This is a genomic window from Tateyamaria sp. 7Alg 36 (assembly GCF_059882455.1).
Window position 1 is genome coordinate 2,017,456 of sequence record NZ_CM187613.1, and the last position, 25,701, is coordinate 2,043,156.

At 63.3% G+C, this 25,701-nt stretch carries 18 protein-coding genes; 7 read left to right on the forward strand and 11 right to left on the reverse strand.

The window, feature by feature from the left end; translation table 11 throughout:
• Positions 1 to 151: 151 nt before the first annotated feature.
• Complete coding sequence (locus AC6GQJ_RS09945) at positions 152 to 334, forward strand: hypothetical protein (RefSeq protein ID WP_500767754.1); 183 nt, start codon at positions 152 to 154, stop codon at positions 332 to 334.
• On the opposite strand, the gene arfB is transcribed toward AC6GQJ_RS09945, so the two are convergent.
• Positions 331 to 753 (reverse strand): alternative ribosome rescue aminoacyl-tRNA hydrolase ArfB, encoded by a 423-nt coding sequence (gene arfB, locus AC6GQJ_RS09950; RefSeq protein WP_500767756.1) that lies wholly within the window; start codon positions 751 to 753, stop codon positions 331 to 333. The genes AC6GQJ_RS09945 and arfB overlap by 4 nt on opposite strands.
• A gap of 76 nt (positions 754 to 829) precedes the next feature.
• Between arfB and AC6GQJ_RS09955 the strand changes: the two genes are divergently transcribed.
• Positions 830 to 1,219 (forward strand): SpoIIAA family protein, encoded by a 390-nt coding sequence (locus AC6GQJ_RS09955; protein ID WP_500767758.1) that lies wholly within the window; start codon positions 830 to 832, stop codon positions 1,217 to 1,219.
• A gap of 266 nt (positions 1,220 to 1,485) precedes the next feature.
• Here the strand turns inward: AC6GQJ_RS09955 and AC6GQJ_RS09960 are convergent, their stop codons facing one another.
• The 5 genes from AC6GQJ_RS09960 to AC6GQJ_RS09980 form a co-directional block, all read right to left on the reverse strand.
• Positions 1,486 to 2,118, reverse strand: coding sequence for a queuosine precursor transporter (locus AC6GQJ_RS09960; protein ID WP_500767760.1), 633 nt, complete (start codon positions 2,116 to 2,118; stop codon positions 1,486 to 1,488).
• 57 nt (positions 2,119 to 2,175) lie between these two features.
• The gene (locus tag AC6GQJ_RS09965; RefSeq protein ID WP_500767762.1) at positions 2,176 to 3,009 is read right to left on the reverse strand and encodes an esterase-like activity of phytase family protein; all 834 of its coding nucleotides are present in this window, start codon (positions 3,007 to 3,009) and stop codon (positions 2,176 to 2,178) included.
• Positions 2,982 to 3,911, reverse strand: a complete 930-nt coding sequence (mepA, locus tag AC6GQJ_RS09970) for a penicillin-insensitive murein endopeptidase (protein ID WP_500767764.1) — start codon at positions 3,909 to 3,911, stop codon at positions 2,982 to 2,984. Before mepA ends, AC6GQJ_RS09965 begins: the two co-directional genes overlap by 28 nt.
• Positions 3,908 to 5,278 carry an MFS transporter gene (locus tag AC6GQJ_RS09975; protein ID WP_500767766.1) on the reverse strand — a complete coding sequence of 457 codons (1,371 nt, stop codon included), beginning with the start codon at positions 5,276 to 5,278 and terminating at the stop codon, positions 3,908 to 3,910. The genes mepA and AC6GQJ_RS09975 overlap by 4 nt, the downstream gene beginning before the upstream one ends.
• 71 nt (positions 5,279 to 5,349) lie before the next feature.
• Complete coding sequence (locus AC6GQJ_RS09980) at positions 5,350 to 5,916, reverse strand: acyl-CoA thioesterase (protein ID WP_500767768.1); 567 nt, start codon at positions 5,914 to 5,916, stop codon at positions 5,350 to 5,352.
• A gap of 122 nt (positions 5,917 to 6,038) precedes the next feature.
• Here AC6GQJ_RS09980 and AC6GQJ_RS09985 point away from each other — a divergent pair, with 122 nt between their 5' ends.
• The 3 genes from AC6GQJ_RS09985 (at position 6,039) to yaaA (ending at position 9,266) form a co-directional block, all read left to right on the forward strand.
• Positions 6,039 to 6,326, forward strand: coding sequence for a YggT family protein (locus AC6GQJ_RS09985; protein ID WP_500767770.1), 288 nt, complete (start codon positions 6,039 to 6,041; stop codon positions 6,324 to 6,326).
• Positions 6,327 to 6,423: 97 nt separating this feature from the next.
• Positions 6,424 to 8,466 carry a DNA helicase RecQ gene (gene recQ / locus AC6GQJ_RS09990; RefSeq protein WP_500767772.1) on the forward strand — a complete coding sequence of 681 codons (2,043 nt, stop codon included), beginning with the start codon at positions 6,424 to 6,426 and terminating at the stop codon, positions 8,464 to 8,466.
• Positions 8,467 to 8,495: 29 nt separating this feature from the next.
• Positions 8,496 to 9,266 carry a peroxide stress protein YaaA gene (yaaA, locus tag AC6GQJ_RS09995; protein ID WP_500767774.1) on the forward strand — a complete coding sequence of 257 codons (771 nt, stop codon included), beginning with the start codon at positions 8,496 to 8,498 and terminating at the stop codon, positions 9,264 to 9,266.
• Here yaaA and AC6GQJ_RS10000 read toward each other — a convergent pair.
• Positions 9,254 to 11,446, reverse strand: coding sequence for a response regulator (locus AC6GQJ_RS10000; RefSeq protein ID WP_500767776.1), 2,193 nt, complete (start codon positions 11,444 to 11,446; stop codon positions 9,254 to 9,256). The two genes, yaaA and AC6GQJ_RS10000, sit on opposite strands and share 13 nt — an antisense overlap.
• A 154-nt stretch (positions 11,447 to 11,600) precedes the next feature.
• On the opposite strand from AC6GQJ_RS10000, the gene AC6GQJ_RS10005 reads away from it, so the two are divergent.
• Both AC6GQJ_RS10005 and pbpC read left to right on the forward strand, forming a co-directional pair.
• Complete coding sequence (locus AC6GQJ_RS10005; protein ID WP_500767778.1) at positions 11,601 to 16,982, forward strand: alpha-2-macroglobulin family protein; 5,382 nt, start codon at positions 11,601 to 11,603, stop codon at positions 16,980 to 16,982.
• The gene (gene pbpC / locus AC6GQJ_RS10010; protein WP_500767780.1) at positions 16,979 to 18,976 is read left to right on the forward strand and encodes a penicillin-binding protein 1C; all 1,998 of its coding nucleotides are present in this window, start codon (positions 16,979 to 16,981) and stop codon (positions 18,974 to 18,976) included. The genes AC6GQJ_RS10005 and pbpC overlap by 4 nt, the downstream gene beginning before the upstream one ends.
• Here pbpC and AC6GQJ_RS10015 read toward each other — a convergent pair.
• Genes AC6GQJ_RS10015 through AC6GQJ_RS10030 form a run of 4 tightly spaced genes read right to left on the reverse strand, consistent with a single transcriptional unit; the run spans position 18,973 to position 25,668 of the window.
• Positions 18,973 to 21,018: a hypothetical protein gene (locus AC6GQJ_RS10015; protein WP_500767782.1), complete on the reverse strand. Its 2,046-nt coding sequence runs from the start codon at positions 21,016 to 21,018 to the stop codon at positions 18,973 to 18,975. The two genes, pbpC and AC6GQJ_RS10015, sit on opposite strands and share 4 nt — an antisense overlap.
• A complete protein-coding gene (locus tag AC6GQJ_RS10020; protein WP_500767784.1) occupies positions 21,015 to 23,786 on the reverse strand; it encodes a DUF4159 domain-containing protein in 2,772 nt (923 codons plus the stop codon). Before AC6GQJ_RS10020 ends, AC6GQJ_RS10015 begins: the two co-directional genes overlap by 4 nt.
• Positions 23,783 to 24,664: a DUF58 domain-containing protein gene (locus tag AC6GQJ_RS10025; protein WP_500767786.1), complete on the reverse strand. Its 882-nt coding sequence runs from the start codon at positions 24,662 to 24,664 to the stop codon at positions 23,783 to 23,785. The genes AC6GQJ_RS10020 and AC6GQJ_RS10025 overlap by 4 nt, the downstream gene beginning before the upstream one ends.
• Positions 24,661 to 25,668: an AAA family ATPase gene (locus AC6GQJ_RS10030; protein WP_500767788.1), complete on the reverse strand. Its 1,008-nt coding sequence runs from the start codon at positions 25,666 to 25,668 to the stop codon at positions 24,661 to 24,663. Before AC6GQJ_RS10030 ends, AC6GQJ_RS10025 begins: the two co-directional genes overlap by 4 nt.
• Between the last annotated feature and the right edge of the window lie 33 nt (positions 25,669 to 25,701).

Here is a 25,701-nt window from a genome sequence, read left to right on the forward strand (position 1 = left end):
CGCCTCGGCACATACGCACCCCGCCAAACGTTCACAAATCAACAGCAAACAGGACAATTGTCATAAATTTCAGAACAACCGCCCAATAGTTGCCACATTTGGTTGCCATATTCGCATCAATTGAAAACGGTTAATTGTATTGGACAGTAAAGTGAAACGTATCGTGTTAATTTCCCTCCTCGGTCTGGCCAGCATTGTTGCCGCCTGCGGAAACCAATCCCAAGTCGTGACGCGCGCGCAGTCGATGCCACTGAACTTCGACGCCATCGGGCCGGATCACTACAGCGAAGCAACCTCGACGCGGTCGTCCTTCGACCTTCTGTCGCTGAATTAATCGGTCGGGTCGACGCGGCCCCGCATCGCCTTGATGTCACCGCGCACCTTCTTGGCCTTAAGCCTGCGCTTTTTCGATCCCAGCGTAGGACGTGTCGCAATGCGGCGCTTGGGAACCACAAGCGCCTTCTGAACAAGCTCTCTCAAACGCTCTCGCGCAATGTCGCGGTTGCGGGCCTGACTACGGGTTTCATCACATTGGATGATAAGCGCCCCCTCCAGCGTCCAGCGTCGGCCCGCCAACCGCTTCAGTCGCGTCTTGACCGGACCAGGAAGGGACGGCGAACGCTCTGCCTCGAACCGCAGTTCGACCGCCGTCGCGACCTTGTTCACATTCTGCCCGCCCGGACCCGAGGCGCGCACGAATTGCTCGCTTAGCTCCCAGTCTTGAATGGCGATGGTGTCTGAAATCTTCAGCATGTCATTTCGCGTTTCGGAACATATTTGGCTGCGTGGCGGTTGAATGGATGAACCTAACATTTACGGGAGAATTTCAATGTTGAACACCAAAAGCATTCTTCAGGTCGCCACCAGCCGCAGTGATCTTTATGCCTTTCGCATCGTGCAGGAAGTCAGCGCTGAAGACATGGAAGCGATGTCAGAACTCATGAACTCGGTCTTTGACAGTCACGAGGGCAAGGTCGACATGTTGATGATCTTTGACCGCTATGACGGGGCCGAAACCAGCGCAGGGTGGAGCTGGGAATCCCTGAAAAGCCGGTTTAAATCGCTGTCTAATGTGAACCGCTATGTGGTGGTGGGCGCGCCGGAAAGTGCGCGGGACATGATCGACTTCATGGGCCGCCTGATCCCCGTGCAGTCCGAAACCTATGATTCCGAAGTAGCCGCATGGCGGTCGCTGGATGCAGAGGCGGTCGCGGCCTAATCCCCGCAAACGCCACGAACGATAATACCGCATGAAAAAAGGGCCGCGCATTAAACGCGCGGCCCTTTTCGAAATGTTTCGGAGGTTGTGACGGTTAGATCAACCGACCAACTTGGCGGTCTGCGCCGCGCGGGGCTGCCCTAGCAGGCGACCTCCCAAGCTGTTCCGACACCTCGCTCCAATACCTTTCTTGACACTGGATCACCTCCTTTACATTTGTTGAACTCACCCTCAGCTTTGCACAGCGCGGGTAAAAGTCAACGCATTTATGCAGCCGCGACAAGACGCGCGGTGATTGCACGGAATGGTGCCAAAGCAATAAGCGCAAGGCCGAGTTTGACCGCCCAATCCGCAATTGCCAGCGACACCCAAAGCGGTGCCATGGGACCAAAGCCGAGAATAGGAAGCACCTCGCCCGCCCAACTGACGTCGTTAGCAGGTTCGATAAAGGTCAGCGATGCCGAGAACGCGATGGTAAAGAACAGCGCCGTATCCACACAACTGCCCACGATGGTCGAGACAAGCGGCGCTTTCCACCACGCGCCGTCACGCAGGGTCGAAAAGATCCCAACGTCCAGCAATTGCGCCGTCAGGAAGGCGAGGCCGGACCCGATAGCAATGCGCAGCGTGACCGCAGGATAGGTGTACCCGTCCCCCTGCAACATGACCTGCGTGCCGATCAGCGAACAGATGACGCCCACAACAAAGCCCGCAAAGACGACCTTGCGTGCGGCCTGCGCGCCATAGACGCGGTTCATGATGTCGGTGACCAGAAAGGCGAGCGGATAGGTAAACGCCCCCCATGTCAGCCAGTTTCCGAACAGGAATTGTACAAGGATATTCGAGGCCACAACGATGATGGCCATGGCAATAATGCCGGGAAGATGTGCGCGTGTCATAATGATGCCCGTTTTTAGCAAGGTTGCGGCGACTTGGTTCGAGTGAACTCGGGCCTCTTAATCGCAGCGCGCCCCGCCCGCAAGGCTTTGTGTGAGGGCGTATTCCACCACTTCGGTGCGCAGGATGTTCAGGAAATTGTCGTCTGACACCATGGTCAGGCATGTCGCGCCGCTGTCGGATTGCCAGACTGCCAGCCCTTCGAGGTTGTCATGCTCTCCCAATCCGGTGGCCAACAACAGCTCTTGCGGGGCGGTAAGGTTTTCAGGATCTATGCGGGTGATCCGACTGCGAAAGCCAAGGGCCGAGAACGCGCGCCACAGGATATAAAGCTGCCCGTCCGGTCCGATATCCGCACCCACAGGCAGGAACGGTCCGGTCCGCGCCAAGTGTCCGATCACTTGCCAAGCACCATCGCGAAACCGGAACAGCGGAAAGGGCGCGTCGCCGTCCTGTGTCCGTTCGGGGATGACATACAGCGTACCATCGGGCGCGCCCGCCAGCGCCTCGAATGCCCCGTTGACATGAAAGCCTGCGAAGTCGGGATGGGACGGCAGTTGCGTGCCATCAGCGGCGACGACCTCCGCCGGTCCCTCATAGCTGTAAAACATTTGTCCCGCCGCAAGGGCGAGGCCCTCGCTGTCGCGGTTCGGGCGCGGTTGGGTTGCGGGCGCGGCGTCAATCGCACCGCTGCTGCGGTCAAAGGACAGGGTGAATGCCTGCCCCCTGTCAGACAGCACAACGGCGCTGCGGCCGTCCTGCATCTCGATTGCGGACAGGCCACCAAACCCGTTCAGGTCCGGTATCATCGGCACGGCACGCAGAAAGGTCAGCCCTTCTGCCTGCGCCGCACCAATCCAAAGGATCAGCGCGAGGCCAGAACGCCAGCACATTGCTGTGGCAAATCTCCTACCCGCAATTCGCGGCGGGGTTTCGGCGCGGGCGCATTGGGATCGCGCGGCTTGGGCGGGGGTGGGTTCAGGATGTCGTTCACCCAGTTCTGCGCATCGTCGCACCCGTCACCCGGAGGCGGCGGTGCCTGATCCACGCAGCCGCGCGCGCCACGGGGGCAGGCAAGGCGAACGTGGAAATGATAGTGATGCCCGTACCATGGGCGCACCTTGTTCAGCCAACGCCGGTCGCCCTTTTCATCCTTGCACATCTGCACCTTGGCCCCTGGAAAGACAAAGATGCGGGCGGTGCGCTTGTCTTGCGCTGCCGCTTTGATGATCTCGTGATGGGCACGGGTCCAGTTGCTGTTGGTAAAGGCGCCATTGGCGCGACGGGTCGAGATCGAGCTGATATTCTCGCGCTCGTTCACGCTCAGCCGCAGATTGGCGGCGGGCAGCATCCAGATATCGGCGTCCAGCCCGATCTGGTGGCTGCGGTGTCCGGTCAGCATCGGGCCACCGCGCGGCTGGCTCATGTCACCGATGTAGATCCCGTTCCAGCCAGGTTGGGCGGCAGCCTTCACACTGAGTTTTTTGAGCATATCGACCAGTTCGGGATGGCCCCAGTTGCGGTTGCGGCTCAGCCGCATTGCTTGCCACGTCGGTCCGGTTTCGGCCAGCTGTTCGGCCCCCGCGACACAGCCCTTGGCATAGCTGCCCAAGGGCGCGGGATCCTGCACCGAGGCGCGGCGTTTGGCCCCGAACTGGCCCTTGGCCACGTTCTGCAAAGTGGCGGGATCAATGTCGGGGCGCGTGGTGCCGTCGATGTCGACCTCGGCACCGCCTGCACAGGCCACAACAAACAGGGCACCCATCAGAAACAGGAAACGTCGAATCTGGTTCATGCTATCGCCTCTCCCTTTGGGTTAACCCAGCGTAGCATAAACAGCCCCAAAAGAAAGAGGACCAGCAACGGCGAAACGCCAAGCTGCGTGCTGCCCGTGACGGCCGTGGCCACCCCGATCAGGAAGGGCGCGATAAAGGCTGTCGCCCGCCCCGTCAGGCCGTAAAGGCCAAAACTTTCGGTCGGGGCCAAAGGATCGCAATGGCGCACCATCAACGTCCGGCTTGATGCCTGCATGACGCCGCCCATACCGCCGATAAGCACACCGCAAACATAGAAAATGATATCCGGCAGCGCCGAACCGGCGGCCACCGGCACGCCGAACATGCTATCACGCGACAGGTTCACCAGCATGAAACACACGCCGATCAGCACCCAGATCGACGCGATCACCACGGGTTTGGGGCCGAACATCTTGTCCAGACGCCCGCCTACAAAACAAAAGACCGACGCGCCAATCGCCGCGATGATCCCGAACACGCCCACCTGAACCACGCTGAAATCCAGCACCAGCAGCGCGAATGTACCGCCAAAGCTATACAGCCCGTTCAGCGCATCGCGGTAGATCATCGACGACCCAAGATAGGCCATCAGACTGCGCTTGGCGGGCAGCGCTTTGATCGACCCCCACAGCCGGACCAACGCAAAACGAACGCTGGTCTTGGTGCCGGTCGGGCGCACTTCGCGCACCCACAGGAAATAGGGGATCATGAACACGGCATACCAGATCGCCACAAACGGTCCGGTGCTGCGTGTCCCTTCGCGGGTATCGGGATCCAGTAGCCCGAACAGCGGATCAAGCCCGATCAGCGTCGTGCCGTTGGGCTGTTCGACAAAGACCAACAGCAAGAGGAACAGCGACAGAACCCCGCCCGCATAGCCAAAGCTGAACCCCGAACCCGAGATTTGGCCAATCTCTTCCTCGGTGCCCAGTGCTGGCAGTTGCGCGTTGATAAAGATCAGCGCGAATTCCGCCCCGATAAACCCGAAGGCGAATGCCATCAGCATCCACATCAGGTTGCTGCCATCGGGCGAGGTGAACCACAGCCCGCCCGCGCCCGCGACCAGCATCAGCGAAAAGCCGATGATCCACGGGATGCGCCGCCCGCCGGTATCGGCCAGCGCGCCCAAAACAGGGGCGCTGAACCCAATGATCAGGCCGGTGATGGTTAGGGTAAAAGACCACATCGCCTGTGCGTTCGCCTTGGCCTGTGTGGTATCCACACCTTGGGCCAGAAAACTCTCGCTCGCCAGCGACACAAAGAACGGCCCGAAGATAAAGGTCAGCAGAACGGTGTGATACGGCTGGCTGGCCCAATCGAAAAAGAACCATCCCCAGATACGTTTTTTCAGACTGACCTCGGCCATGCCCTGCCCTCCCCACACTTCTTTTTGTTGAAAAGACCAAAGCAGGCCGCAGGCACCGTGGCAAGAAAAGGTTAACCGGCGGCGCTTTGATTTGTCGGGGCTACGTCGGACATTGGCGGCCACGGGCGCTTGGCCTCGGCGCTGATCCAGCTGGCGATCCAGTCCGGCACGGGGGGCGAAACCACGTCCTGCCCCATCGCGGCCAGAACGCGGGCGGGGGGTACGATGCCGTTGCGGTCCGTCACCGCCGAACGATAAAGCACGTGGCTCGCGCATTCGCCGTCGGACTTCCACATGGACTGTTCGATGTAGACGAACTTGTCATCCCAACACACCGCGCGGCTGCGCATTTCGAACCGCTGGAAGGCGTGCAGGCGGCGGCGGTATCGGGTGGATGACCCCGCCATGGTCAGGCCCCACTTTTCCGCCTTTAGCGTCTTCATCAGGCCCGCGCGCAGGCCCATACCCAACCGCCCCAGATCATACAGGGTCAGGGTCCGCCCGTTGTTCAGCTCAAGAAATCCGTCCAGATCCCAAGGCCACACCATGTGCCGCGAAATATGCACATCCGTCAGGCCCAGCGCGGGCTGGCGTGAGGCAAGGAACATATCTTTGGCAAGGCGGACAAACGGAAACATCAGGCAATTCTCCTTGCGCCCAAATTGCGGCACCGCAGCGAAACGTCAACCATCTAGGCCCGATGACCTTGCGCCATGGCGCGCATCACCCTAGTTCTGGGAAAACGAAAAGGACGCGACCCATGCTGGCCATTTACCAAACGCTGCAACTGATCCTGAGCGTGGTCTACACGATCATGATCGTGCACATCATCATGAGCTGGCTGATCAGCTTTCAGGTTCTGAACCTGCACCAACCGCTGGTGGCGCAAATCTGGCAGGGGCTGAACAAGCTGCTTGAGCCGATCTATCGCCCGATCCGCCGTTTCATGCCGGACACGCACCCGCTGGACCTCGCGCCGTTGGTGGCGTTCATCGCGGTGATCGCACTGCGCGCCTTTATCCTGCCTGCGATATTCGGTCTCGCCTGACCTCTACCGGTGATCTGAGGCCTTGTTCACACCCCTTTAAAATGTGAGTCTGTATCCGAACGAGCAGACCACATAAAAACGGACAGGGTTTCACGACATGACCAGCGCTGCCACGCTGTTGCGGGACGTATTCGGCTTTGACGGCTTCCGCCCGGGGCAGGAAGAGATTGTGAACGCGGTCACCGAGGGCGAAAATACCCTTGCCATCATGCCGACAGGGGGCGGAAAATCCCTGTGTTTCCAATTGCCCGCCCTGATGCGCGATGGCGTGACCGTTGTGATTTCGCCCCTCATCGCGCTGATGCGGGATCAGGTGCGCGCATTGCAAGAGGCGGGGGTGAACGCGGGCGCCCTGACCTCTGGTAACACGCCCGAAGAAACCGATGCCGTCTGGACCGCGCTGGAACGGGGTGAGTTGAAGCTTCTGTATATGGCGCCCGAACGGCTAGGCACGGGGTCTGCGATTGGCATGTTGCGCCGCATCGGGGTCAGCCTGATCGCCGTGGACGAGGCGCATTGCGTCAGCCAGTGGGGCCATGATTTCCGCCCCGACTATCTGCGCATCGGGGAACTACGCCGCACGCTGGACGTGCCGCTGGCCGCGTTCACCGCCACGGCAGATGCCGAAACCCAAGCCGAAATCATCGAAAAACTGTTCGATGGCACCCCGCCGCGCAGCTTTTTGCGCGGGTTTGACCGGCCCAACATTCACCTTGCCTTTGCCGCCAAGAACGGGCCGCGGGCGCAAATCCTGAACTTCGCCGCCGCGCGCAAAGGGCAATCCGGGATCGTCTATTGCGGCACACGGGCCAAGACCGAAACGCTGGCTGCCGCGCTGCGCGATGCGGGGCACACGGCGATCCACTATCACGGCGGGATGGAGGCTGACGACCGCCGCATCGCCGAACGGCGCTTCCAGCAAGAGGACGGGTTGATTGTGGCCGCAACGGTCGCTTTCGGGATGGGCGTCGACAAGCCCGACATCCGCTGGGTCGCCCATGCCGACCTGCCCAAAAGCATCGAGGCATATTATCAGGAAATCGGGCGTGCAGGCCGCGACGGCGGGCCTGCCGAAACGCTGACCCTGTTCGGCCCCGAAGACATCAAACTGCGCCGCGCCCAGATCGACGAAGGCATGGCCCCGCCCGAACGGCGTATGGCAGATCACGCGCGCCTGAATGCGCTGCTGGGTTTGGCCGAGGCGCTGGAATGCCGCCGCAAAACGCTGCTGGGCTATTTCGGCGAGACCGACGTGACCTGCGGCAGTTGCGATCTGTGCGACAGCCCTGCAGATGTGTTCGACGGGACCACCGCCGTGCGCAAGGCGCTGTCGGCCATGCTGCGCACCGAGGAATGGTTCGGCGCGGGCCATTTGATCGACATCCTGCTGGGCGCGGAAACCGACAAGATTCGCCAACGCGGCCATGACAGCCTGCCGACCTATGGCGTGGGCAAGGAATATTCCAAGGCTCAGTGGCAGGCTGTGTTCCGGCAGATGATGGGCCACGATCTGGTGCGCCCCGACCCCGCCCGCCACGGCGCGCTGCGTATGACCGATGCCGCGTTGCCCATTCTGCGCGACGAGGCCAAAATCAACCTGCGCCGCGACACGATTGCTGCGGCGTCCGAACGTCGTCCGGCGGTCAAGGAAATGGTGTCCGAGGAAAACGCTCCGCTGCTGTCGGCGCTCAAGGCAAAGCGGCGCGGGCTGGCCGAGGCCGCGCGCGTGCCCGCCTATGTCATCTTTCCCGACCGTACCCTGATCGAAATGGCAGAGAGGCGGCCGAACGACCTTGATGCCATGGCGCAGATCAGCGGCGTGGGGGCCAAGAAGCTCGACAAATTCGGGGATGCGTTCCTTGAGGTCATCAATGGCGAGGCTGCGGCCCTGCACCCCACACGGCGCAAACTGGCGGGGCGCGGCGCGGGCGCGGTTTATGACCAGTTGTTGGCCGTGCAGGCGGAACTGGCACGCGGGACAGACGGCACAGACAAACCGCTCAGCTGTTCGGCGGCGCAACTGGCCAAAGTGGCGCAATTGCGCGGCGGCGACGCGATGGCGCTTGAACGGCTACTGGGGGATCGCAAGGCCGAACGTTTCGGCCCCGCTTTTCTGGACGTCCTGCGGGACGCGGGCTAGATCCAGCGCGTAGACAAAGAGGTGACAAGATGTTGGTGGTGATTTCTCCGGCCAAGCGGCTGGATTGGGCGGAACGTGATGTGACGGCGACCGCGCCTGCAATGCAGGAAGATGCGATACGGCTGGCGCGCTCGGCGCGGAACCTGACCTTGGGCAACCTTAAGTCCCTGATGGGGCTAAGCGACGATCTGGCCCGTCTGAACCGCGACCGGTTTGACGCCTTTCAGGACGCGCCCTCTGCCGACATCACGCGCCCTGCGATGTTCGCTTTTGCGGGTGACACCTATCAAGGGTTGGACGCGGCCACCCTATCCTCCGACGACACCGCCTATGCCCAAGACCACCTGCGCATTCTGTCGGGCCTTTACGGCCTGCTGCGCCCGCTTGACGCGATCCAGCCCTATCGTCTTGAGATGGGTAGCCGTCTGAAAACACGGCGCGGTGCATCGCTGTACGAATATTGGCGCGACGATATTGCCAAAGCGTTAAACGCGCAGGCCGAAACGGTAGGCACAGACATTCTGGTTAACTGCGCCAGTCAGGAATATTTCGGCGCGGTGCCTGAAAAGGCGCTGAAACCCCGCGTGATCACCCCTGTCTTTATGGAAGACAAAGGGCAGGGGCCGAAAATCGTCAGCTTCTTTGCGAAGAAAGCGCGCGGCGCCATGGCGCGGCACATTGTGCAAAACCGCGTAACGGACATCGACGGGATCAAGGCGTTCGACCTTGGCGGCTATAGATTCCAGCCCGACGCCTCTGACGATGACCGGCTGGTGTTCACACGCCCCTACCCCGCCTGAAGCACATCCGGCTCTTCCGGCAAGGGCCGTTGCGCATCCTCGGGACAACATTCGCGCAGCTTGGCGTGGATCGCGGGCTTGCGCAGCGGTTTGGTCAGGTAAAAGTCGATACCGCTGGCCAGAATGCCCTGATCATCGCCATCCATCGCATGGGCTGTTAGCGCCACGATGGGCACGTGTCCGCCAGTCTTTTTCTCGATCTCGCGGATTTTGCGCGCCGCCTCTTTCCCGTCCATCTGCGGCATGGAAATATCCATAAAGATCATGTCAGGCTTGAGGCTTTCAAACAGATCGACCGCCTCGATCCCGTTATTGGCAAAGGTCAGGTCGATCTGCGCCGTCTTGACCATTTTGCGGAATACCAACTGGTTCGTCTTGTTATCCTCGGCGGCCAGCACGCGCATCTTGCGCTTTTTCGACAAGGACGGCGGTAGCTCTGGCGCTTCGGGGCGGGTCACCAGCGGCCCTACCGATTGGAGCCGTGCAAACAGATCGGATCGTGGCACCGGCTTTTGCATGATCGCATGCAGATGCGCCGCCCCCGGATCGCTGGCCGCGACGCTGGGGTTCGAACTTAGCAGCAGGATTGGCGTATCAAAACCGCGCCCCCGGATTGCTTCGGCCAGTTCAAGGCCATCCATGTCGGGCATGTTATGATCGCTTAGCACAAGGTCGATATCCCCGATATTCTCAAGCGCTTCGGCACCGGAGGCGCAGCTAATGACACCAAGGCCGATCTGTTCAAGTTGGCGTTGCAGAATGGTGCGGTTCACCTCGATATCATCGACAACCATCACGCGGCGCAGCCCTTGGGGTACCGGCGGCGCTTGGGGCATGGTCGCATTGCCAAGCACCAGCGGAATACGAAAGCCAAAGCACGACCCAACGCCGTCCTCACTGGTGACCCACATCTCGCCGTCCATCAACTCGACCAGCCGTTGCGAGATCGCAAGGCCCAGCCCAGTGCCGTCAAACTGGCGGTTGCGTTCGTTTTCGACCTGATTGAACTCGCCAAAGATGTGGTCGATTTTGTCGTCGGGAATGCCGATGCCGGTATCCTCGATCGCGATATTCGCCGTCGCCATCCCGTTTTCCACATCAGGTACGCCGGTAACCCGTACCAGAACATGGCCCTTGCTGGTGAACTTGATCGCGTTGCCAATCAGGTTAGTCAGCACCTGCCGGATCCTTCCCGGATCGCCCACATAGGCGGTGGGCAGGAACAGGTCGAAATCCACCAGCAAGGTCAGATCCTTTTCCCACGCCTGCGGCTGAAGCAGCATGATCACCTCGTGAATGCAGCGTTCAAGGTCGAAGGGTTCGGATTGCAACTCCAGTTTGCGCGCCTCGATCTTGGAGTAATCCAGCACATCATTGATGATCACCAACAGGGCCTCGCCCGAGTTCTTGATCGTATCCACATACAGCCGCTGTTCTTCGTTCAGCGACGTATCGCCCAGCAGTTCGGCCATCCCCACGACGCCGTTCATCGGGGTTCGGATCTCGTGACTCATATTGGCAAGGAACGCGGATTTCGCGCGGTTCGCGGCCTCGGCCTCGGCTCGGGCGAGTTTTAACTGCTTTTCGTGCCGAACAGATTCGGTGATGTTCAGGCCAAGCGAGACGATGTCGCCCCCCTGCCCGCGCCGGTCCACCAGTTTCACATATTGATTGTTCCACAGCCGGATCGTGATCGGTTCGGGCTGTGGGCGCATCCACCTTTCGGTCATCAACTGGCGCCAGTCGCTGGCGGCAAGCTTGCCCGTGTGCACAATCCCCTCATCCGTCAGCACCTGCAGGATCGTCACGTAGTGCACACCGGGGCGGATCAGTTCGTGCCCGTCGAAAATGGCGAGATAACTGCTGTTGGCCGCGACCATCTGGTTATCGGAATTGAAGAACGCGAACCCGTCCGTGATCGTCTGCACAGAATGCCACAGGCGACGTTCCGCGATCTCCACCTTCGCGTTGGCTTGCCCAAGCTCGGTTTTGACGCGCTCGTTCTCTGTTTTGACATTTGCGACTTCGGCGCGGGTTTCCACAATCTCGCCCTGAAGGGCGGCGGCGTGGCGGCCGAGTTTGCGGTTCGCAGCCGACAGTTCCGCCTGCTTCAACTCAAGCAGACGTTCCGCGGCGAGTCGTCCACGCCTTTCTAGCGCAAGCTTGTTCGCAAGGCTCATCAATTGCTCCGACAACAGTCTCTTGCACCGGATATGTCATGCGCTTGGTGAAGATCGCCTTAATTTGCCCGCGCCGAAACGTTTGCATGGACTCAGCCGCCCGTGCCAAGCTGACAGGCATATGCAGCCAATCCATTTTAGCGGAGTTTCCATCATGTGCCGTCTTGTCCTGTTCTGTCTTGCCCTGTTCTGGACCGGCACCGCCATAGCGCAACAGATCGTGCCCGATGACCGCTATGTCTTGACGGAAGATATGGATTTCTATGGCGCTGACCGCAGCGCCTTTTTCGACACTACGTTTGATGCCTGCCAGCGCGCGTGTAGCGCCGATGACGCCTGTGTCGCGTTCACGTTTAACAGCCGGTCCAACGCCTGTTTTCCGAAATCCGCAATCACGGACCAGCAACCCTATAACGGGGCGGTATCTGCGGTGCGCCTGCGCGCCAGCCCACAGGATCAGCAACAGGCAACTGTCCGCGCCGCGACCCTTGGTCTGGCCGAGGAAGACGCAACCGCCGCCCGCACCCTCGCCCGCGCCATCGGGTCGCGCTATCCCGCCAATGGCCAAAGCGTTCAGGATTTTCTGAACGCAGCGCGGGCGGCTTGGGATCGCGGCGACCGCGCTGCCGCGCTGTCATGGACAGGGGCCGCGCTGGCGCAAAATGACGCGCCGGATCTGTGGACGCGCTATGCCTATGTGGCGCTGCGCTTGGGGGACGATACCCCCAGCCGTCTGCGCAATGCCGCACGCCGCGATGCGGTGCCTGCCGCGCTCAATGGCTATGTCCGCGCCACCAGCCCCGCCGCGCAAGCAAGTGCGCTGCAAGGTCTCGCCGAAGCGCTGGAGGCGACGGGGCGCGGGCGCGACAGCGTAACGGCCCTGCGCCTTGCGCAATCCTTGCAACCGCGTGACGACATCGCGGACGCGCTGGAAAAGGCCGTCGCGAAATACGGGTTCCGCGTCACCGACACCCGTGTGGACAGCGACGCCGCGCAACCGCAAATCTGCGCGACATTCTCGGAACCGCTGGTGCAGGCGGGCGTAGACTACGAACCTTTCGTGCGCAGCGAGGCGCAAGGGCTGGTCGCCGCGGTCAGCGGGACTGACCTGTGCCTTGATGGCGTGCGCCACGGTGAACGCTATCGCATCACGCTGCGGTCAGGTCTGCCTTCGGCCAGCGGCGAGGTGCTGCACAAGGATGTGGACCTGACGCTCTATGTGCGCGACCGCGCGCCGGTCGTCCGCTTTCCGGGTCGTGCCTATGTGCTGCCGCGCAGCGCCGGTGCCAGCATCCCGATCGAGACCGTGAACCTCAGCTCGGTCGATCTGGTGCTAAGCCGAGTAAGTGACCGCAATCTGGTGCAATCGCTGCGCGGGGATTTCTTTGGCCGTCCAATGTCACGCTGGCAGGCGGACCAGTTCAGCGACAAGATCGCCCAAGAAGTCTGGCGCGGCACCGGCGAGGTGCAGACAGCCCTCAACAGCGAGGTCACAACCCGCCTGCCCCTTGGCGATGTGCTGGGCGACCAACCACCCGGCATCTATGTGCTGACCGCGCGCGAGGCGGGCAACGATTCCTATGATGTGCTGTCGGCGGCGCAGTGGTTCGTCCTGTCCGATCTGGGCGTTAGCACGTGGCAGGGCAACGATGGTCTGACAGCCGCTGTGCGCCGACTGGGCGACGCCAGTGCTGTCGCGGATGCAGAAGTGCGCCTGATCTCGCGCGCGAATGCGGTTCTGGGCACCGTGCGCAGCGACGACGACGGGTTTGCACGGTTTGACGCGGGGCTGGTACGCGGGCGCGGTGCCGCAGCGCCCGCGTTGATCCAAATTGAAACAGCGGATGATTTCGTCTTTCTACCGCTCACCGATGCCGCGTTCGACCTGTCGGATCGCGGGGTCGAAGGGCGCCGCCCTGCCCCGCCGGTTGATGTGTTCCTGACCACCGATCGCGGTGCCTACCGTCCGGGTGCGACTGTCTATGCCACCACCCTTGCACGCGGCCCCGACGTGCAGGCGATCACCGGCCTGCCGTTGACCGCGATCCTCAGCCGCCCTGACGGCGTTGAGTACAGCCGCATCACCAGCACAAAAGACCGCGCCGGCGGTCACGTCTTTGCCCTACCGCTGGCCGACAGCGCCCCGCGCGGCACGTGGCGGCTGGCCATCATGGGCGATCCGGAGGCCGCGCCGTTGGCCACCACCACTGTTCTGGTCGAGGATTTCATCCCCGACCGTATTGCTGTCACACTTGATATGCCCGAGGGTGATCTGCCCCTGAACGCGTCCGCCTATGTCTCGGTCGATGCGCAATACCTGTTCGGCGCGCCAGGATCCGATCTGGTGGTCGAAGGGGATGTGCGCCTGCAACGGCGCAGCGAGATTGATGGCTGGCCCGGCTACCGCTTTGGCCGCCATGATGCTCAATTTTCGCCTCAACGCAGCTATTTCCAAGGGGGTCGTACCGATACCGATGGGCAGGCGCGTGTGCCGCTGGACCTACCCGAGGTCGAGGCCGATGGCGTGCTGCTTGAGGCAGTAACCACCCTGCGCGTCTCGGACAGCGGGGGGCGCCCTGTGGAGCGCGCACTCACCCGTCCGGTCGCGCCAGAGGGCGCGCTGATCGGGATCAACGCGGCGTTTGATGATGTGCTGTCCGAAGGCGCGACTGCCGAGTTCAACGTGATCGCGCTTGGCGCAAGCGATCTGCCCGTGCAGTGGACGGTGAACCGTGTCGAGACACGCTATCAATGGTATCAGCTATACGGCAGCTGGAATTGGGAGCCGGTAACGCGACGCATCCGCGTAGCACGCGGCGAGATGATCCTGAACCAAGACCCCCAAACGCTCGACGTGCCGACCGAATGGGGCGATTACGAACTGGTGGTCGAGACGACGAACGGTGCCTACACCGCAAGCTCGGTCGGCTTCTCCGCGGGCTGGTATGGCGGCGTGGACAGCAGCGCAACGCCGGACCGTCTGTCCATGTCGCTGGACCGCGCGCGTTATGACGTGGGCGACACGGCACAGTTGCGGATCGACGCGCCCTTTGACGGGGTGGCCCTTGTGTCCGTCTTGTCGAGCGACGTGATTTCCCGTCAGGCGATCGCGGTCACAGCAGGTGAAACCCTGATCCCGCTGACCGTCGGCTCGGACTGGGGTACGGGGGCCTATGTCACCGCCTCTGTCCTGCGTAACGGGGACGGCGCACGCGGCCCTGCGCGGGTTCTGGGGCTGGCCCATGCCGCTGTGGACCCCGCTGACAAAGCCCTGCGCGTGCGTATCGAAGCACCCGAAGCCGTAGGCGGGCAGGCAGGCAGCACCCAGGTCTCGGTACGCGTCGATGGTTTGAACGGGGCCGAGGGGTTTGTGACCTTGGCGGCAGTCGATGTCGGTATCCTCAACCTCACAGGGTTCGAGGCACCGGACCCGCAGGACCACTATTTCGGGCAACGGCGCCTCGGGGTCGAAATACGGGACATGTACGGGCGTCTGATCGATGCCCATAACGGCGCGATGGGTGCAGTACGTTCCGGCGGTGATGCCGCGCGCGGGATGGAACGGTCAGGCCCACCCCCGACAGAAGCGGTCATGGCTGCCTTTAGCGGTCCCGTCGCGGTCGGGCCGGACGGCATCGCGCAGATCACCGTGCCGCGCCCGAACTTCAACGGGGCAATCCGACTGATGGCGGTGGCGTGGTCCGACACCGGCGTGGGACAAGCCGCCCAAGACATGCTGGCCCGCGATCCGGTCGTCATCTCCGCCGCAGTGCCACGTTTCCTTGCCCCCGATGATACCAGCCGCGTGATGGTCGAATTCGTGCATGCAAGCGGTGCGACAGGTTCCATGCCAGTGCAGATCACCGCAACCGGCCTGTCCCTTGGCAACGCCCCCGACAGTATCGAGATCACCGAAGGCAGCACCACCCGCCTGTCGCTGCCTGTTCGGGCGCTTGAGACCGGCGATCACCGCATCGACATCGCCCTTACCACGCCCGACGGCAACACGCTGCGCAAGACGCTCACCCTCGGGGTGCGCGCCAATGATCCGATCATCGCGACCACGCGGCGCTTTACCCTTGGGCAGGGCGAAACCTTTACTTTTGACGATAATGTCTTTGCCGACCTGCGCCCTGCCACGGCCTCGGCCACGTTGGCCGCGGGACCGCTGGCGCGGTTCGACATGCCGGGGCTGTTGCGCCAGCTCGACCGCTATCCCTATGGCTGCACCGAACAGGTCACCTCGGCTGCGCTGCCGCTGCTTTACGTGCCGCGCACCGCACAGGCGGCGGGGATCGGTGACATCGACAGCCGGATCGACAGCGCCATCCGGCAGGTTCTGACGCGACAGTCGTCCAACGGCTCTTTCGGGCTGTGGCAAGCGGGGTCTGGGGATTTCTGGCTTGATGCCTATGTCACCGATTTCCTGACGCGCGCGCGGGCGCAAGGTCACGAGGTGCCAGACACGCCCCTCCGCCTTGCCTTGAACAACCTGCGCAACCGCATCAACTATGCGCCGGACTTTGACGACGGGGGCGAGGATATCGCCTATGCCCTCATGGTGCTGGCCCGCGAAGGCGCGGCGTCGATTGGTGACCTACGGTACTACGCGGATGTGAAGGCAGCAGCCTTCGCAACGCCGCTGGCACGGGCACAACTTGGCGCGGCATTGGCAAGCTATGGCGAACAGACGCGGGCCGACCGGATGTTCGGACTGGCCCAAGACGCTGTCCTTGTCGCTGCACCGCCAGCACCCGCGTGGCGCGACGACTATGGTACAGCGTTGCGCGACGCCGCTGGTGTGCTGCATCTGGCAGCCGAGGCGGGCAGCACCCGCGTGGATCGTGCGCAATTATCCGCAGGCATCACGGCCCAAGCCGGACGCTATTCCACGCAAGAGGCCGCGCAAATCCTGATGGCCGCCCAAGCCATGCGCAGTGATGCGGGACAAGCCGTGCTAAGCGTCAACGACCAGCCCGAGGCCGGACCCGTGGTACAGACGCGCCACGCTGGCGACGGCACATCGCGCATCCGCAACATCTCGGACAGCGTGCAGGACGTGACGCTGACCACCTATGGCGTGCCGAGTGTGCCGGTCGAGGCGGGTGGCTACGGCTATGCGATCAGCCGCGCCGCCTATGACCTGACAGGCCAGCCCGTCAGCGGCCCTTGGAAGATCGGAGAGCGGCGCGTCATCGTCCTGCGCGTGACCCCGTTCGAGGAGATCGGCGCACGGCTGATGGTAGATGATCCGCTGCCCGCAGGGATCGAGATCGACAATCCCAGCCTGATCCGATCGGGCGATGTGCGCGGGCTGGATTGGCTGAAGGCGGTGAACGCGGCGCATACCGAATTCCGCAGCGACCGCTTTCTTGCCGCAGTGGACCATCGCGGGAAAGAGGCGTTCGAACTGGCCTATATCGCCCGCGCGGTCAGCCCCGGTGACTTCCACCACCCCGCCGCCTTGGTCGAGGATATGTACCGCGCCGAATACCGCGCCGTCACCGATACGGGTCGCACAGTGGTAACCGAGTGAAACGGCCGCACCGCCCCTTATTTGCGCTGGCGCTGATACTGCTGGCTTGCGCCTTTACGCGCGACGGGTGGGACGCTTGGGTGGCGCGCACAGCCCTGCCCGCGACCCTGACCGTCACCTCGACCGAGGTGCAGGATCGCGATGGCCAGTTATTGCGCGCCTTTGCGGTGGAAAACGGACGGTTGCGCCTGACCGTTGCGCCGCACGGCGTGGACCCTGATTTCATCGACATGCTGGTCGCCTATGAGGACAAGCGATTTTACCGGCACAATGGGGTGGATGCCCGTGCCATGCTGCGGGCGGTGGCGCAGGCGTTATGGAATGGCCATGTGGTGTCGGGTGGTTCAACACTGACCATGCAGGCGGCGCGTCTGCTGGAAAATTCCGGCACCGGATCTGTCACGGGCAAACTGCGCCAGATGCGGCTTGCTTGGGCGCTTGAGCGGAAGATGGACAAGGACGCCATCCTGCACCTTTATCTGCAACACGCACCCTATGGCGGGCGGATCGAAGGGGTGCGAAGCGCCTCAAGGGTCTGGTTCGGCAAAGACCCCCATCGCCTGTCACCTGCGGAAAGCGCCCTATTGGTGGCGCTGCCACAATCGCCCGAGGCGCGCCGCCCTGACCGCAACCCCGCCAAGGCACGGGCCGCACGGGATCGGGTGCTTGCCCGCATCGGGGCCGCTGCATCGCAGGCGCCGGTACCAACGCAAATGCGCGCCCTGCCCCGCCTTGCGCCACATCTGGCCGATGCCCTGCGCACCGAGGATACGGCGCGACGCAAATTTGTCACCACCCTGTCCGCCCCCTTGCAGACCAAGATGGAGCAGGTCGTGCGCACCCATGCCGCTGCACAGCGCGCAGGGGTGTCGGTTGCCCTGATAGTCGTCGATCATCACAGCGGCGACGTGCTGGCCCGCGTGGGCGCGCCGGAATATTCGGATGCGCGTGGCGCGCTCGGCTTTGTTGACATGACCCGCGCCAAACGCTCGCCCGGATCGACGCTGAAGCCGCTGATTTACGGACTGGCCTTTGATCGCGGCCTCGCGCATCCCGAGACTGTATTCGCAGACCGCCCCACGCGGTTCGGGCGCTATGCACCGCAGAACTTTGACGGACAGTTTCGCGGCGATGTGACGGCGCGGGATGCGCTGGCCCTGTCGCTGAACATCCCGCCCGTGGCGCTGACCGATGCACTGGGGCCAGAGCGCCTGATGGCGGCGCTGCGGGCCTTTGGTGCTCAGCCCGAACTGCCCGGGCCGCAGCCGGGACTGGCCGTGGCCCTTGGCGGTGTCGGGCTAAGCCTTGAGGATCTGGCCCGCGTCTATGCGGGGCTGGCGCAGCTTGGCCTGTCTGTACCCGTTGCAGACCACCGAAAGGCGAAAGGGTTGCCGCAGAGGGTGATCGCCCCGCGTGCAGCATGGCAGGTCGGGGATATCCTGCGCGGCATCGCCCCGCCCGAGGGCGCGCGCGGTGGCCTCGCCTATAAAACCGGAACGTCCTACGGGCACCGCGACGCGTGGGCCTTCGGCTATGACGGGCAGCATGTGATCGGCGTCTGGATCGGGCGGCCTGATGGCACACCTGTTCCCGGTGCCTTTGGCGGCGCACATGCTGCGCCGCTGTTGTTTGAGGCGTTCGGGCGGCTCAAGCCGTCCTATGCGCCGCCGCCTCCGCCGCCATCTGACACGCTGATCCTGTCCACCGCCGATCTGCCGCGAAACCTGCGCCGGTTCGGTACCGCGCAAGCGCAGGCGAGCGGTCCCGAAGTCGCTTTCCCGCCCGATGGCGCGGTATTGGCGCAAGCCGATACGGTCATCAAAGTCGAAGGTGGCGCGCAGCCGTTCACGGTGCTGTTGAACGGGGTGCCGGTGGTGACAGGACATCGCGACCGCCAGATTTCCATCGGCATGCTGGCCACGGGATTCTCTGACATTGCGGTCATCGACGCCGCAGGGCAATCGGCGCGCGTCGCGGTTGAGTTGCGCCCCTAGCGACGCCCCTCGCGCAGCCACGCCGCCGTGATGAAGCCCGCCGCAAGCAATAGCACCAGCCAAGGCGGTAACAGCGCCATCTGCCGCACATCCTGCGTTTCATAGGCACCGCGCGGCGTAATGCCGATCCAGCCGCGCCCAGCTGCCGGACGCCCTTCGCGCACCGTACGGATACGTGGCACACCCTCTTCCATCCGAAGGATGCCGCCACGGGTCGAAGCCACGCGATCCGCCATGATGTCACGGGTTGCGATCGTCGCCTCGAACTCTTTGGGGGCGGCGGGGCCAAGGCCGATCACCGCAGTCTGGTCGCCATTCTCAAGACGGTAAAGGCCGATCTCGGGGCCTTCGAACAGTGCCTCGAACTGGCCCGGCTGCACTTCGGAGAGGGATAGTTCGCTGACCGTCCCGTCGGGGCCTGTGACGGTCACTGGCGGCACTGTTTCGGATAGGGTCCGGCGCTGGATGCGCATGGATTGGCCAGTCGCGGTGGCGGTCAGGGCCTCTTCCTCAAGCTCGGGTTCTTTCATCATCCAGTGGGCCAGACGGCGCAGCAGTTCCAGCTGCGGCCCGCCCCCTTCATAGCCACGGTTCCACAGCCACGCGTGGTCCGAGGCCAGCAGCGCAACGCGCCCCTCGCCTACCCGTTCAAGCGCAAGCAGCGGGCGTTCATCCACACCTTCCATCACGACCACACTGTTTTCCGTCGCGGCCACGTCGATCTGGCGCAGCCACCGCCCCCAGTCGCCTGCGTCGGGCAGGTCGGCCGTCACCGGATGACGCTTGCCGATGTCGGACACGGTCGGGCGATAGGATTCTTCGATCACGCGGGCAGAGGGTTCGGCGGGCATGACCGTGCCAAGAGGCGAGCGGTAAAGGCTGTCAGCCCCTGCGAAATCCGGCCCCGCAGCGACCAGAACCGCGCCGCCATCACGCACATAGCGCGCCACATTTTCGAGGTAGAGCGCAGGCAGAATGCCGCGCCGCTTGTAACGGTCAAAGATGATCAGATCGAAATCGTCGACCTTTTCCATGAACAATTCGCGTGTTGGAAAAGCGATCAGGGACAGTTCGCTGACCGGCACGCCATCCTGTTTTTCCGGTGGACGCAGGATGGTGAAATGCACCAGATCGACCGAACTGTCGGATTTCAGCAGGTTGCGCCAAGTGCGCCCGCCCGCGTGCGGTTCGCCCGACACCAGAAGCACCCGCAGTCGGTCCCGCACCCCGTTGATCTGGATCAGCGCGGTATTGTTGCGGTCTGTCAACTCGCCCTCGGCTTCGGGTACCGTGAACTGGATTACGTTGCGCCCGCCATGGGGCAGCGTCACGGGCAGTTCGATGTCCTGACCGATCCGCACGTTGAACCGCTGAGGCGCGGCCCCGTCGACCGAGATATCGAGCGGCGCAATGCCGGTCCCGTCCGGTGCTGCACCGCTGTCCTCGATATGCAGGGTGAGGGTGACGGGTTCGCCGATGATGGCAAACGCGGGCGCGTTCTTGACCAGCAGGCGGCGGTCCCAATCCGTCTCTTTACCGGTCAGCAACACGTGGAAGGGGGCGGGCAGGTCGACGGGCAGATCGGCGTCATGCACCTGACCGTCGCTGACCGCGATGACGCCTGCGACACGGGCGCGGGGTTCTTCGGCCAAGGCTTCGGACACCGCCGACATTAGGCGCGTGCCTGCGTCTTCGTCCCCGTCCGGTACGGTGATACGGCGCACCTCGGTCCCTTCGCGTGCGATCAGGGCGGCGGCGATGGCATCGCCGGTTGCAGTTGTTTGGTCAGGGCGGTCGCGCAGGCGCTGGCTGGCGCTTTCATCGCTGGCGAGGATCACGATATCGCTAAGCGGGGCGCGGTTTTCTTCTTGCAGTGACGGGCCGGACAAGGCGGCCAACACCACCAGCCCCGCCATCCCGCGCAATGCCCAACCGCTAAGGCCGCGCATCACGGCCATCATCACGCCAAGTGCCACAAGGGCGGCAAGTACAGCCAGCACCGTCCACGGCAACAGCGGGTCAAACAGTATGGTTCCGGTCATTGTCCCAGCCGATCCAGCAATGCAGGCACATGGACCTGATCGCTTTTGTAATTGCCCGTCAGCACATGCATCACAAGGTTCACGCCGAAACGGTAGGCCAGTTCACGCTGGCGTTCACCGTTAAAGCCGCGCCCGACCGGCAGCATCGCCTGTCCCGACGGTGTCACAGCCCACGCCGCCGCCCAGTCGTTGGCCCCGATCACGACGGGTGTGACGCCATCATTGAGGTTACGGAACGGCATGCCTTCGATCCGCTCGGCACCAGGGGGGGCGGATTCGACCCACAACTCGCCATTCAGATAACGGCCCGGGAAATCCTGCAACAGGTAGAACGTGCGGGTCAGGACGTGATCATTCGGGATCTGCTCCAGCGCAGGAATGTCCAGTGGTGCGGCCAGATCCTGCAACTTGCGCCCGTTCGCGCTGGCCGTGCCAAAGCCCGCGATGTCGCCATCCCGCGTATCAAACAGGATCAGCCCGCCCGAGCGCAGATAGTCGTTCAGCTTGGCATATGCCTCTTTCGACGGGCGTGGTTGTTCCGGTGTGACGGGCCAGTATAGGATCGGGAAAAAGGCAAGCTCGTCGGTTTCCAGATCGACACCGATGGGGGTGGCAGGTTCGATCGAGGTACGGAAGAACAGCGTGTCAGACAGGCCGCGCAAGCCTGCCTCGGCGATCTCGTCCACTTGGCGGTTACCGGTGATGACATGGGCCAGCACCACTTCGGAGGCGGCGGCGATCTCGGATTCAATATCCTGCTGTGCGTTCGATGGGGTGGCAGAGGCCAGTGCCACCACGACACCGCCCATTAATAGGGCCGTGGTCCGTGCCGCCCGTACTCCACCGGTCAACCGCCCCGACAGGGCCAGTGACGCGATCACGTCGAGCAGCAACAATGCGATGGCCGCAGCCAGCAGCAGCCCGCCGATGGGTTGTTCCGGTGCCGCCGTCAGGCCCGACACCTCGATCCGTGCAGGCCATTGCGCAGGTGTCAGCGTGGCCCCCGCCGTCAGCACGTTGCGCGCCAGCACGCGGTCGCCGGAGACATAGACGCCGGGCAACAGTTCAGGCCCCGCCGGATCGGACAGCAACGCAGGGCCGGACACGCCCGCCATCACGCCCGCGTCGCGCAGCACACCAAATCCGTCCATCACCACCTGCGGGGTCCAAATCGTCCCCTCCAGATCACCCGCATCGGGCGCGGCAGAAGAAGACGACACAGCAAGCCGTTCCAGCATGTCGACAAACAGGCCCGACAGCGGCAGCGTGGACCATTCGGCATTCGCGGTGACGTGGAACAGCACGATCTGCCCGCGCCCCAACCGTTTGCGCGTCACCAGCGGCGTGCCGTCGCTGAGTTCCGCAATCACACGTTCGGCCAATGTGGGATCAGGCTGCGCCATGACTTGCGCGGTGATTGCGACATCGTCGGGAATGTTGAGGCCAAAGAAAGGCGAGTTTTCCTTGAACGGCGCCAGTGTCTTTGGCGATCCCCAACTCATCGCCCCGCCAACACTGCGCCCGCCCGAGCGCAGGCGGACAGGCATCAGCGGGTCTTCGTCGATGCGCGAGATGTCACTGGCCGCGACACGCGGTCCGGCAAAGCGCAACAGCAGCCCGCCGTTCGCGATCCAATCGGAAATCTCGGCGGCTTCGCCTTCGGACAAAGTGGCCACATCGGCCAGAACGATCACGTCGGGATTGGCGGGGAGAACATCGGTCAGCGCCCCGCTTAGAAGGTCGGCATTGGGCGCAAGCGCGCGTTCAAGGTAATGGAGCGGCGACAGCAGTTCGAGGCCTTCGCGCCCCTCGCGCCCTGCGATTAACGCGATCTCACGGCGGCGCAGGCTGTCATCGACCAGCGTGACAGCCCCTGCGGATTTCGCGCCTTGCACCTCGAACCGCGTGACGCGGGCGCGCAGTTCGGCGGGCAGGGATAGGGCTGTTTCTGCCACCGTGTCCTCTTGGCCAAAGACGGCTGTGGCCGTGGCCAGCGTGGCCGCGTTGCCCGCAGGGTCACGGCCCTGCGCCAGCACGGACACGCCGCGTTCCACGCCGGTTGCGCTGCGCGTCGCGGTCAGTTGCACCAGCCCGTCTGCATAGGTTGCGGGGGTCAGCGCGACCACGTCGGCCATGGTTTGTGTGACTCGCACGGGACCGCGTGCCTCAAGCAGCTCAAGCACTGCCGTGCGGTCGTCATAATCCAATCCGTCGCTGAACCAGACGGTTTCAAACGCGCCTTCAGGCAAGTTCGCGGCAAGGGTGTCCGCCCCTGTCGGCTGCCACGGGGCGGGGTCCAGCCCCGCCAGCCGCGTCGTGACCGTATTGGCCGCTTGGAACACGGCCGGTTCGGGGCTTGAGAGGTGCAACAAGGCAACCTCGCGCCCTGCGGCCCCTGCGTGGCGCAGTTCGGTTTCAACCGCTTCGATCTGGCGCGGCCAACCTGCGGCCCCTGCCCAACTGCCGTCCAGAACGATCAGCAGTGGGCCATCGCCGCGCGTGCCGTCCTGTTCGGGGTTCAACACTGGACCCGCCAGCCCGATAATCATCGCCGCAACGGCCAGCATCCGCAGCAGCAGCAACCACCATGGTGTACGGTCCGACACGGATTCCTCGTCCCGCAGACCCAGCAACAGCGCCACACCCGGAAACCTTTGGCGGATCGGCGCGGGCGGGATGGCGCGCAGGATCAGCCACAGGATCGGCAACGCGATCAAGGCGGCAAGCAGCCATGGCGACAGGAAGCCGAGCGGGCCGAATACCGTCATCTGCGCGCCCCTCCGCCATCCAGCGCCCGCCACAGCCACAGCAGCCCCGACTGCGCCGAAGTATCCGTGTGATGCGTGCCGTATTGCCATCCGGCGACGGAACACAGGTGCTGCAATTCGGCCTTGCGTGCCGCCAACCGCTCAAGATAGCGGTCTTTTAAGTCCGATGCCTTGAGCGTTTCGTGTTCTAGCGTGCCGCCAATGCTTTCAAAAACGGTGCGCCCGCGAAAGGGAAATGCCTCTTCCGCCGGATCAAGGACATGCAAAAGCACGCCACGCACACCACGGTCTGCGGCCTTGGTCAGCGCCGTGCGCACAGCGTCGATGTCACCCATGAAATCCGAAATGAACAGTGCGCTGGCATGAGGGATCATGGCGCGGTGTTCGGGCGGTGCATAGTCTTCTTCCGCGTCTTCTGACAACATCTCGGCCAGTCGCATGATCTGCATCCGGCCACGGCGTGGTGGCAGGCGGGTGCCGGTCAGCCCGACGCGTTCACCGCCACGGATCAACAGGATCGCAGCCGCAAGTCCGAGGACACGCGCCCGCTCCGCCTTTGTCGCAAGTTCGCGGGCAGAGGCAAAGCGCATCGACGCCCCCTGATCCACCCAAAGCATCACCGACTGCGCGATCTGCCATTCGCGTTCGCGCACGAACTGGGTGTCGCCCATGGCGCTGCGGCGGTGGTCGATCATGCGGCGGCTGTCGCCTATCTGCGCAGGCCGGTATTGCCAGAAATCATCCCCCATCCCTGCGCGACGGCGGCCATGGTCCCCCAACAGCACAGCACCGGCCAAATGCTCGGCACGGGCCAGCAGGGCGGGCAGCCGTGCCGCTTGGGTTTCGGCCTTTTCGCGAAGAACGAGGGGTGTCGTCACGCCGCCGCCTCTTGGCGGCTGAGGGTGGCAGCGGTTTCGTCGATCAGGACGGCAAGGCTGTCCCCGCGCGCCCGTGCGGCAAAGTTCAGCGCCATACGGTGGCTGAGTACAGGGCGGGCCATGTCAATCACGTCTTCGGCAGAGGGTGCAAGCCGCCCTTGCAGCAGGGCACGTGCCCGCACCGCCAGCATCAGCGCCTGCGCCGCACGCGGTCCAGGCCCCCACGCGACAGTCTCGCGCACAGCGGCTGGCGCGTCAGCCTCGTTCGGGCGGAAGGCGCGCACCAGATCAAGGATCAGTTCCACAACGCTGTCGCCCACGGGCATGCGACGCAACAGGGTCTGCGCGGCCAAAAGCTCGCCGTCCGAGAATACCGCCGTGGCCTGTTCATCCATCGTACCCGTGGTGGCGAGCAGGATATCCCGTTCGGTGGCGCGGTCGGGGTACAGCACGTCGATCTGCACAAGGAAGCGGTCAAGCTGCGCTTCTGGCAGCGGATAGGTGCCTTCCTGTTCAATCGGGTTCTGGGTCGCCAGCACGTGGAACGGTTTGCCCAGCGGGCGATCTTGTCCCGCGACAGTCACCGTCTTTTCCTGCATCGCTTGAAGCAGCGCGGACTGGGTGCGCGGGCTGGCGCGGTTGATCTCGTCCGCCATCAACAATTGGCAGAACACCGGACCAGGCACAAAACGGAAGGCGCGGCTGCCGTCATCGGACGTGTCCAGCACTTCGGAGCCGAGGATATCGGCAGGCATCAGGTCCGGCGTGAACTGGATACGGCTGCCATCGAGGCCCATTACCGTGCTGAGGGTTTCAACCAGCCGCGTTTTGCCCAGTCCGGGCAGGCCGATCAGCAGGCCGTGACCGCCACACAAAAGTGCCGTCAGGGTCAGGTCGACAACACGCTCCTGACCGATGAAGCGCTTGGTGATCGACGCTTTGGCCTGCGCCAGTTTTTCGCCGAGGGCTTCGATTTCGGCAACCAGATCTTGTGCGTCGGTCATGACATCTCTTTCATTCGGAATATATGCTAGTTG

Excerpts from the sequence above, each read along its gene's own strand:
- AC6GQJ_RS09985 (WP_500767770.1), top strand. The coding sequence starts at position 6,039 with ATGCTGGCCATTTACCAAACGCTGCAACTGATCCTGAGCGTGGTCTAC.
- AC6GQJ_RS09975 (WP_500767766.1), bottom strand. The coding sequence starts at position 5,278 with ATGGCCGAGGTCAGTCTGAAAAAACGTATCTGGGGATGGTTCTTTTTC.
- AC6GQJ_RS10015 (WP_500767782.1), bottom strand. The coding sequence starts at position 21,018 with ATGACCGGAACCATACTGTTTGACCCGCTGTTGCCGTGGACGGTGCTG.
- mepA (WP_500767764.1), bottom strand. The coding sequence starts at position 3,911 with ATGAACCAGATTCGACGTTTCCTGTTTCTGATGGGTGCCCTGTTTGTT.
- AC6GQJ_RS10000 (WP_500767776.1), bottom strand. The coding sequence starts at position 11,446 with ATGAGCCTTGCGAACAAGCTTGCGCTAGAAAGGCGTGGACGACTCGCC.
- AC6GQJ_RS10020 (WP_500767784.1), bottom strand. The coding sequence starts at position 23,786 with ATGACGGTATTCGGCCCGCTCGGCTTCCTGTCGCCATGGCTGCTTGCC.
- AC6GQJ_RS09980 (WP_500767768.1), bottom strand. The coding sequence starts at position 5,916 with ATGTTTCCGTTTGTCCGCCTTGCCAAAGATATGTTCCTTGCCTCACGC.
- arfB (WP_500767756.1), bottom strand. The coding sequence starts at position 753 with ATGCTGAAGATTTCAGACACCATCGCCATTCAAGACTGGGAGCTAAGC.
- yaaA (WP_500767774.1), top strand. The coding sequence starts at position 8,496 with ATGTTGGTGGTGATTTCTCCGGCCAAGCGGCTGGATTGGGCGGAACGT.
- AC6GQJ_RS10005 (WP_500767778.1), top strand. The coding sequence starts at position 11,601 with ATGTGCCGTCTTGTCCTGTTCTGTCTTGCCCTGTTCTGGACCGGCACC.
- recQ (WP_500767772.1), top strand. The coding sequence starts at position 6,424 with ATGACCAGCGCTGCCACGCTGTTGCGGGACGTATTCGGCTTTGACGGC.
- AC6GQJ_RS09955 (WP_500767758.1), top strand. The coding sequence starts at position 830 with ATGTTGAACACCAAAAGCATTCTTCAGGTCGCCACCAGCCGCAGTGAT.
- AC6GQJ_RS09965 (WP_500767762.1), bottom strand. The coding sequence starts at position 3,009 with ATGTGCTGGCGTTCTGGCCTCGCGCTGATCCTTTGGATTGGTGCGGCG.
- AC6GQJ_RS10030 (WP_500767788.1), bottom strand. The coding sequence starts at position 25,668 with ATGACCGACGCACAAGATCTGGTTGCCGAAATCGAAGCCCTCGGCGAA.
- AC6GQJ_RS09960 (WP_500767760.1), bottom strand. The coding sequence starts at position 2,118 with ATGACACGCGCACATCTTCCCGGCATTATTGCCATGGCCATCATCGTT.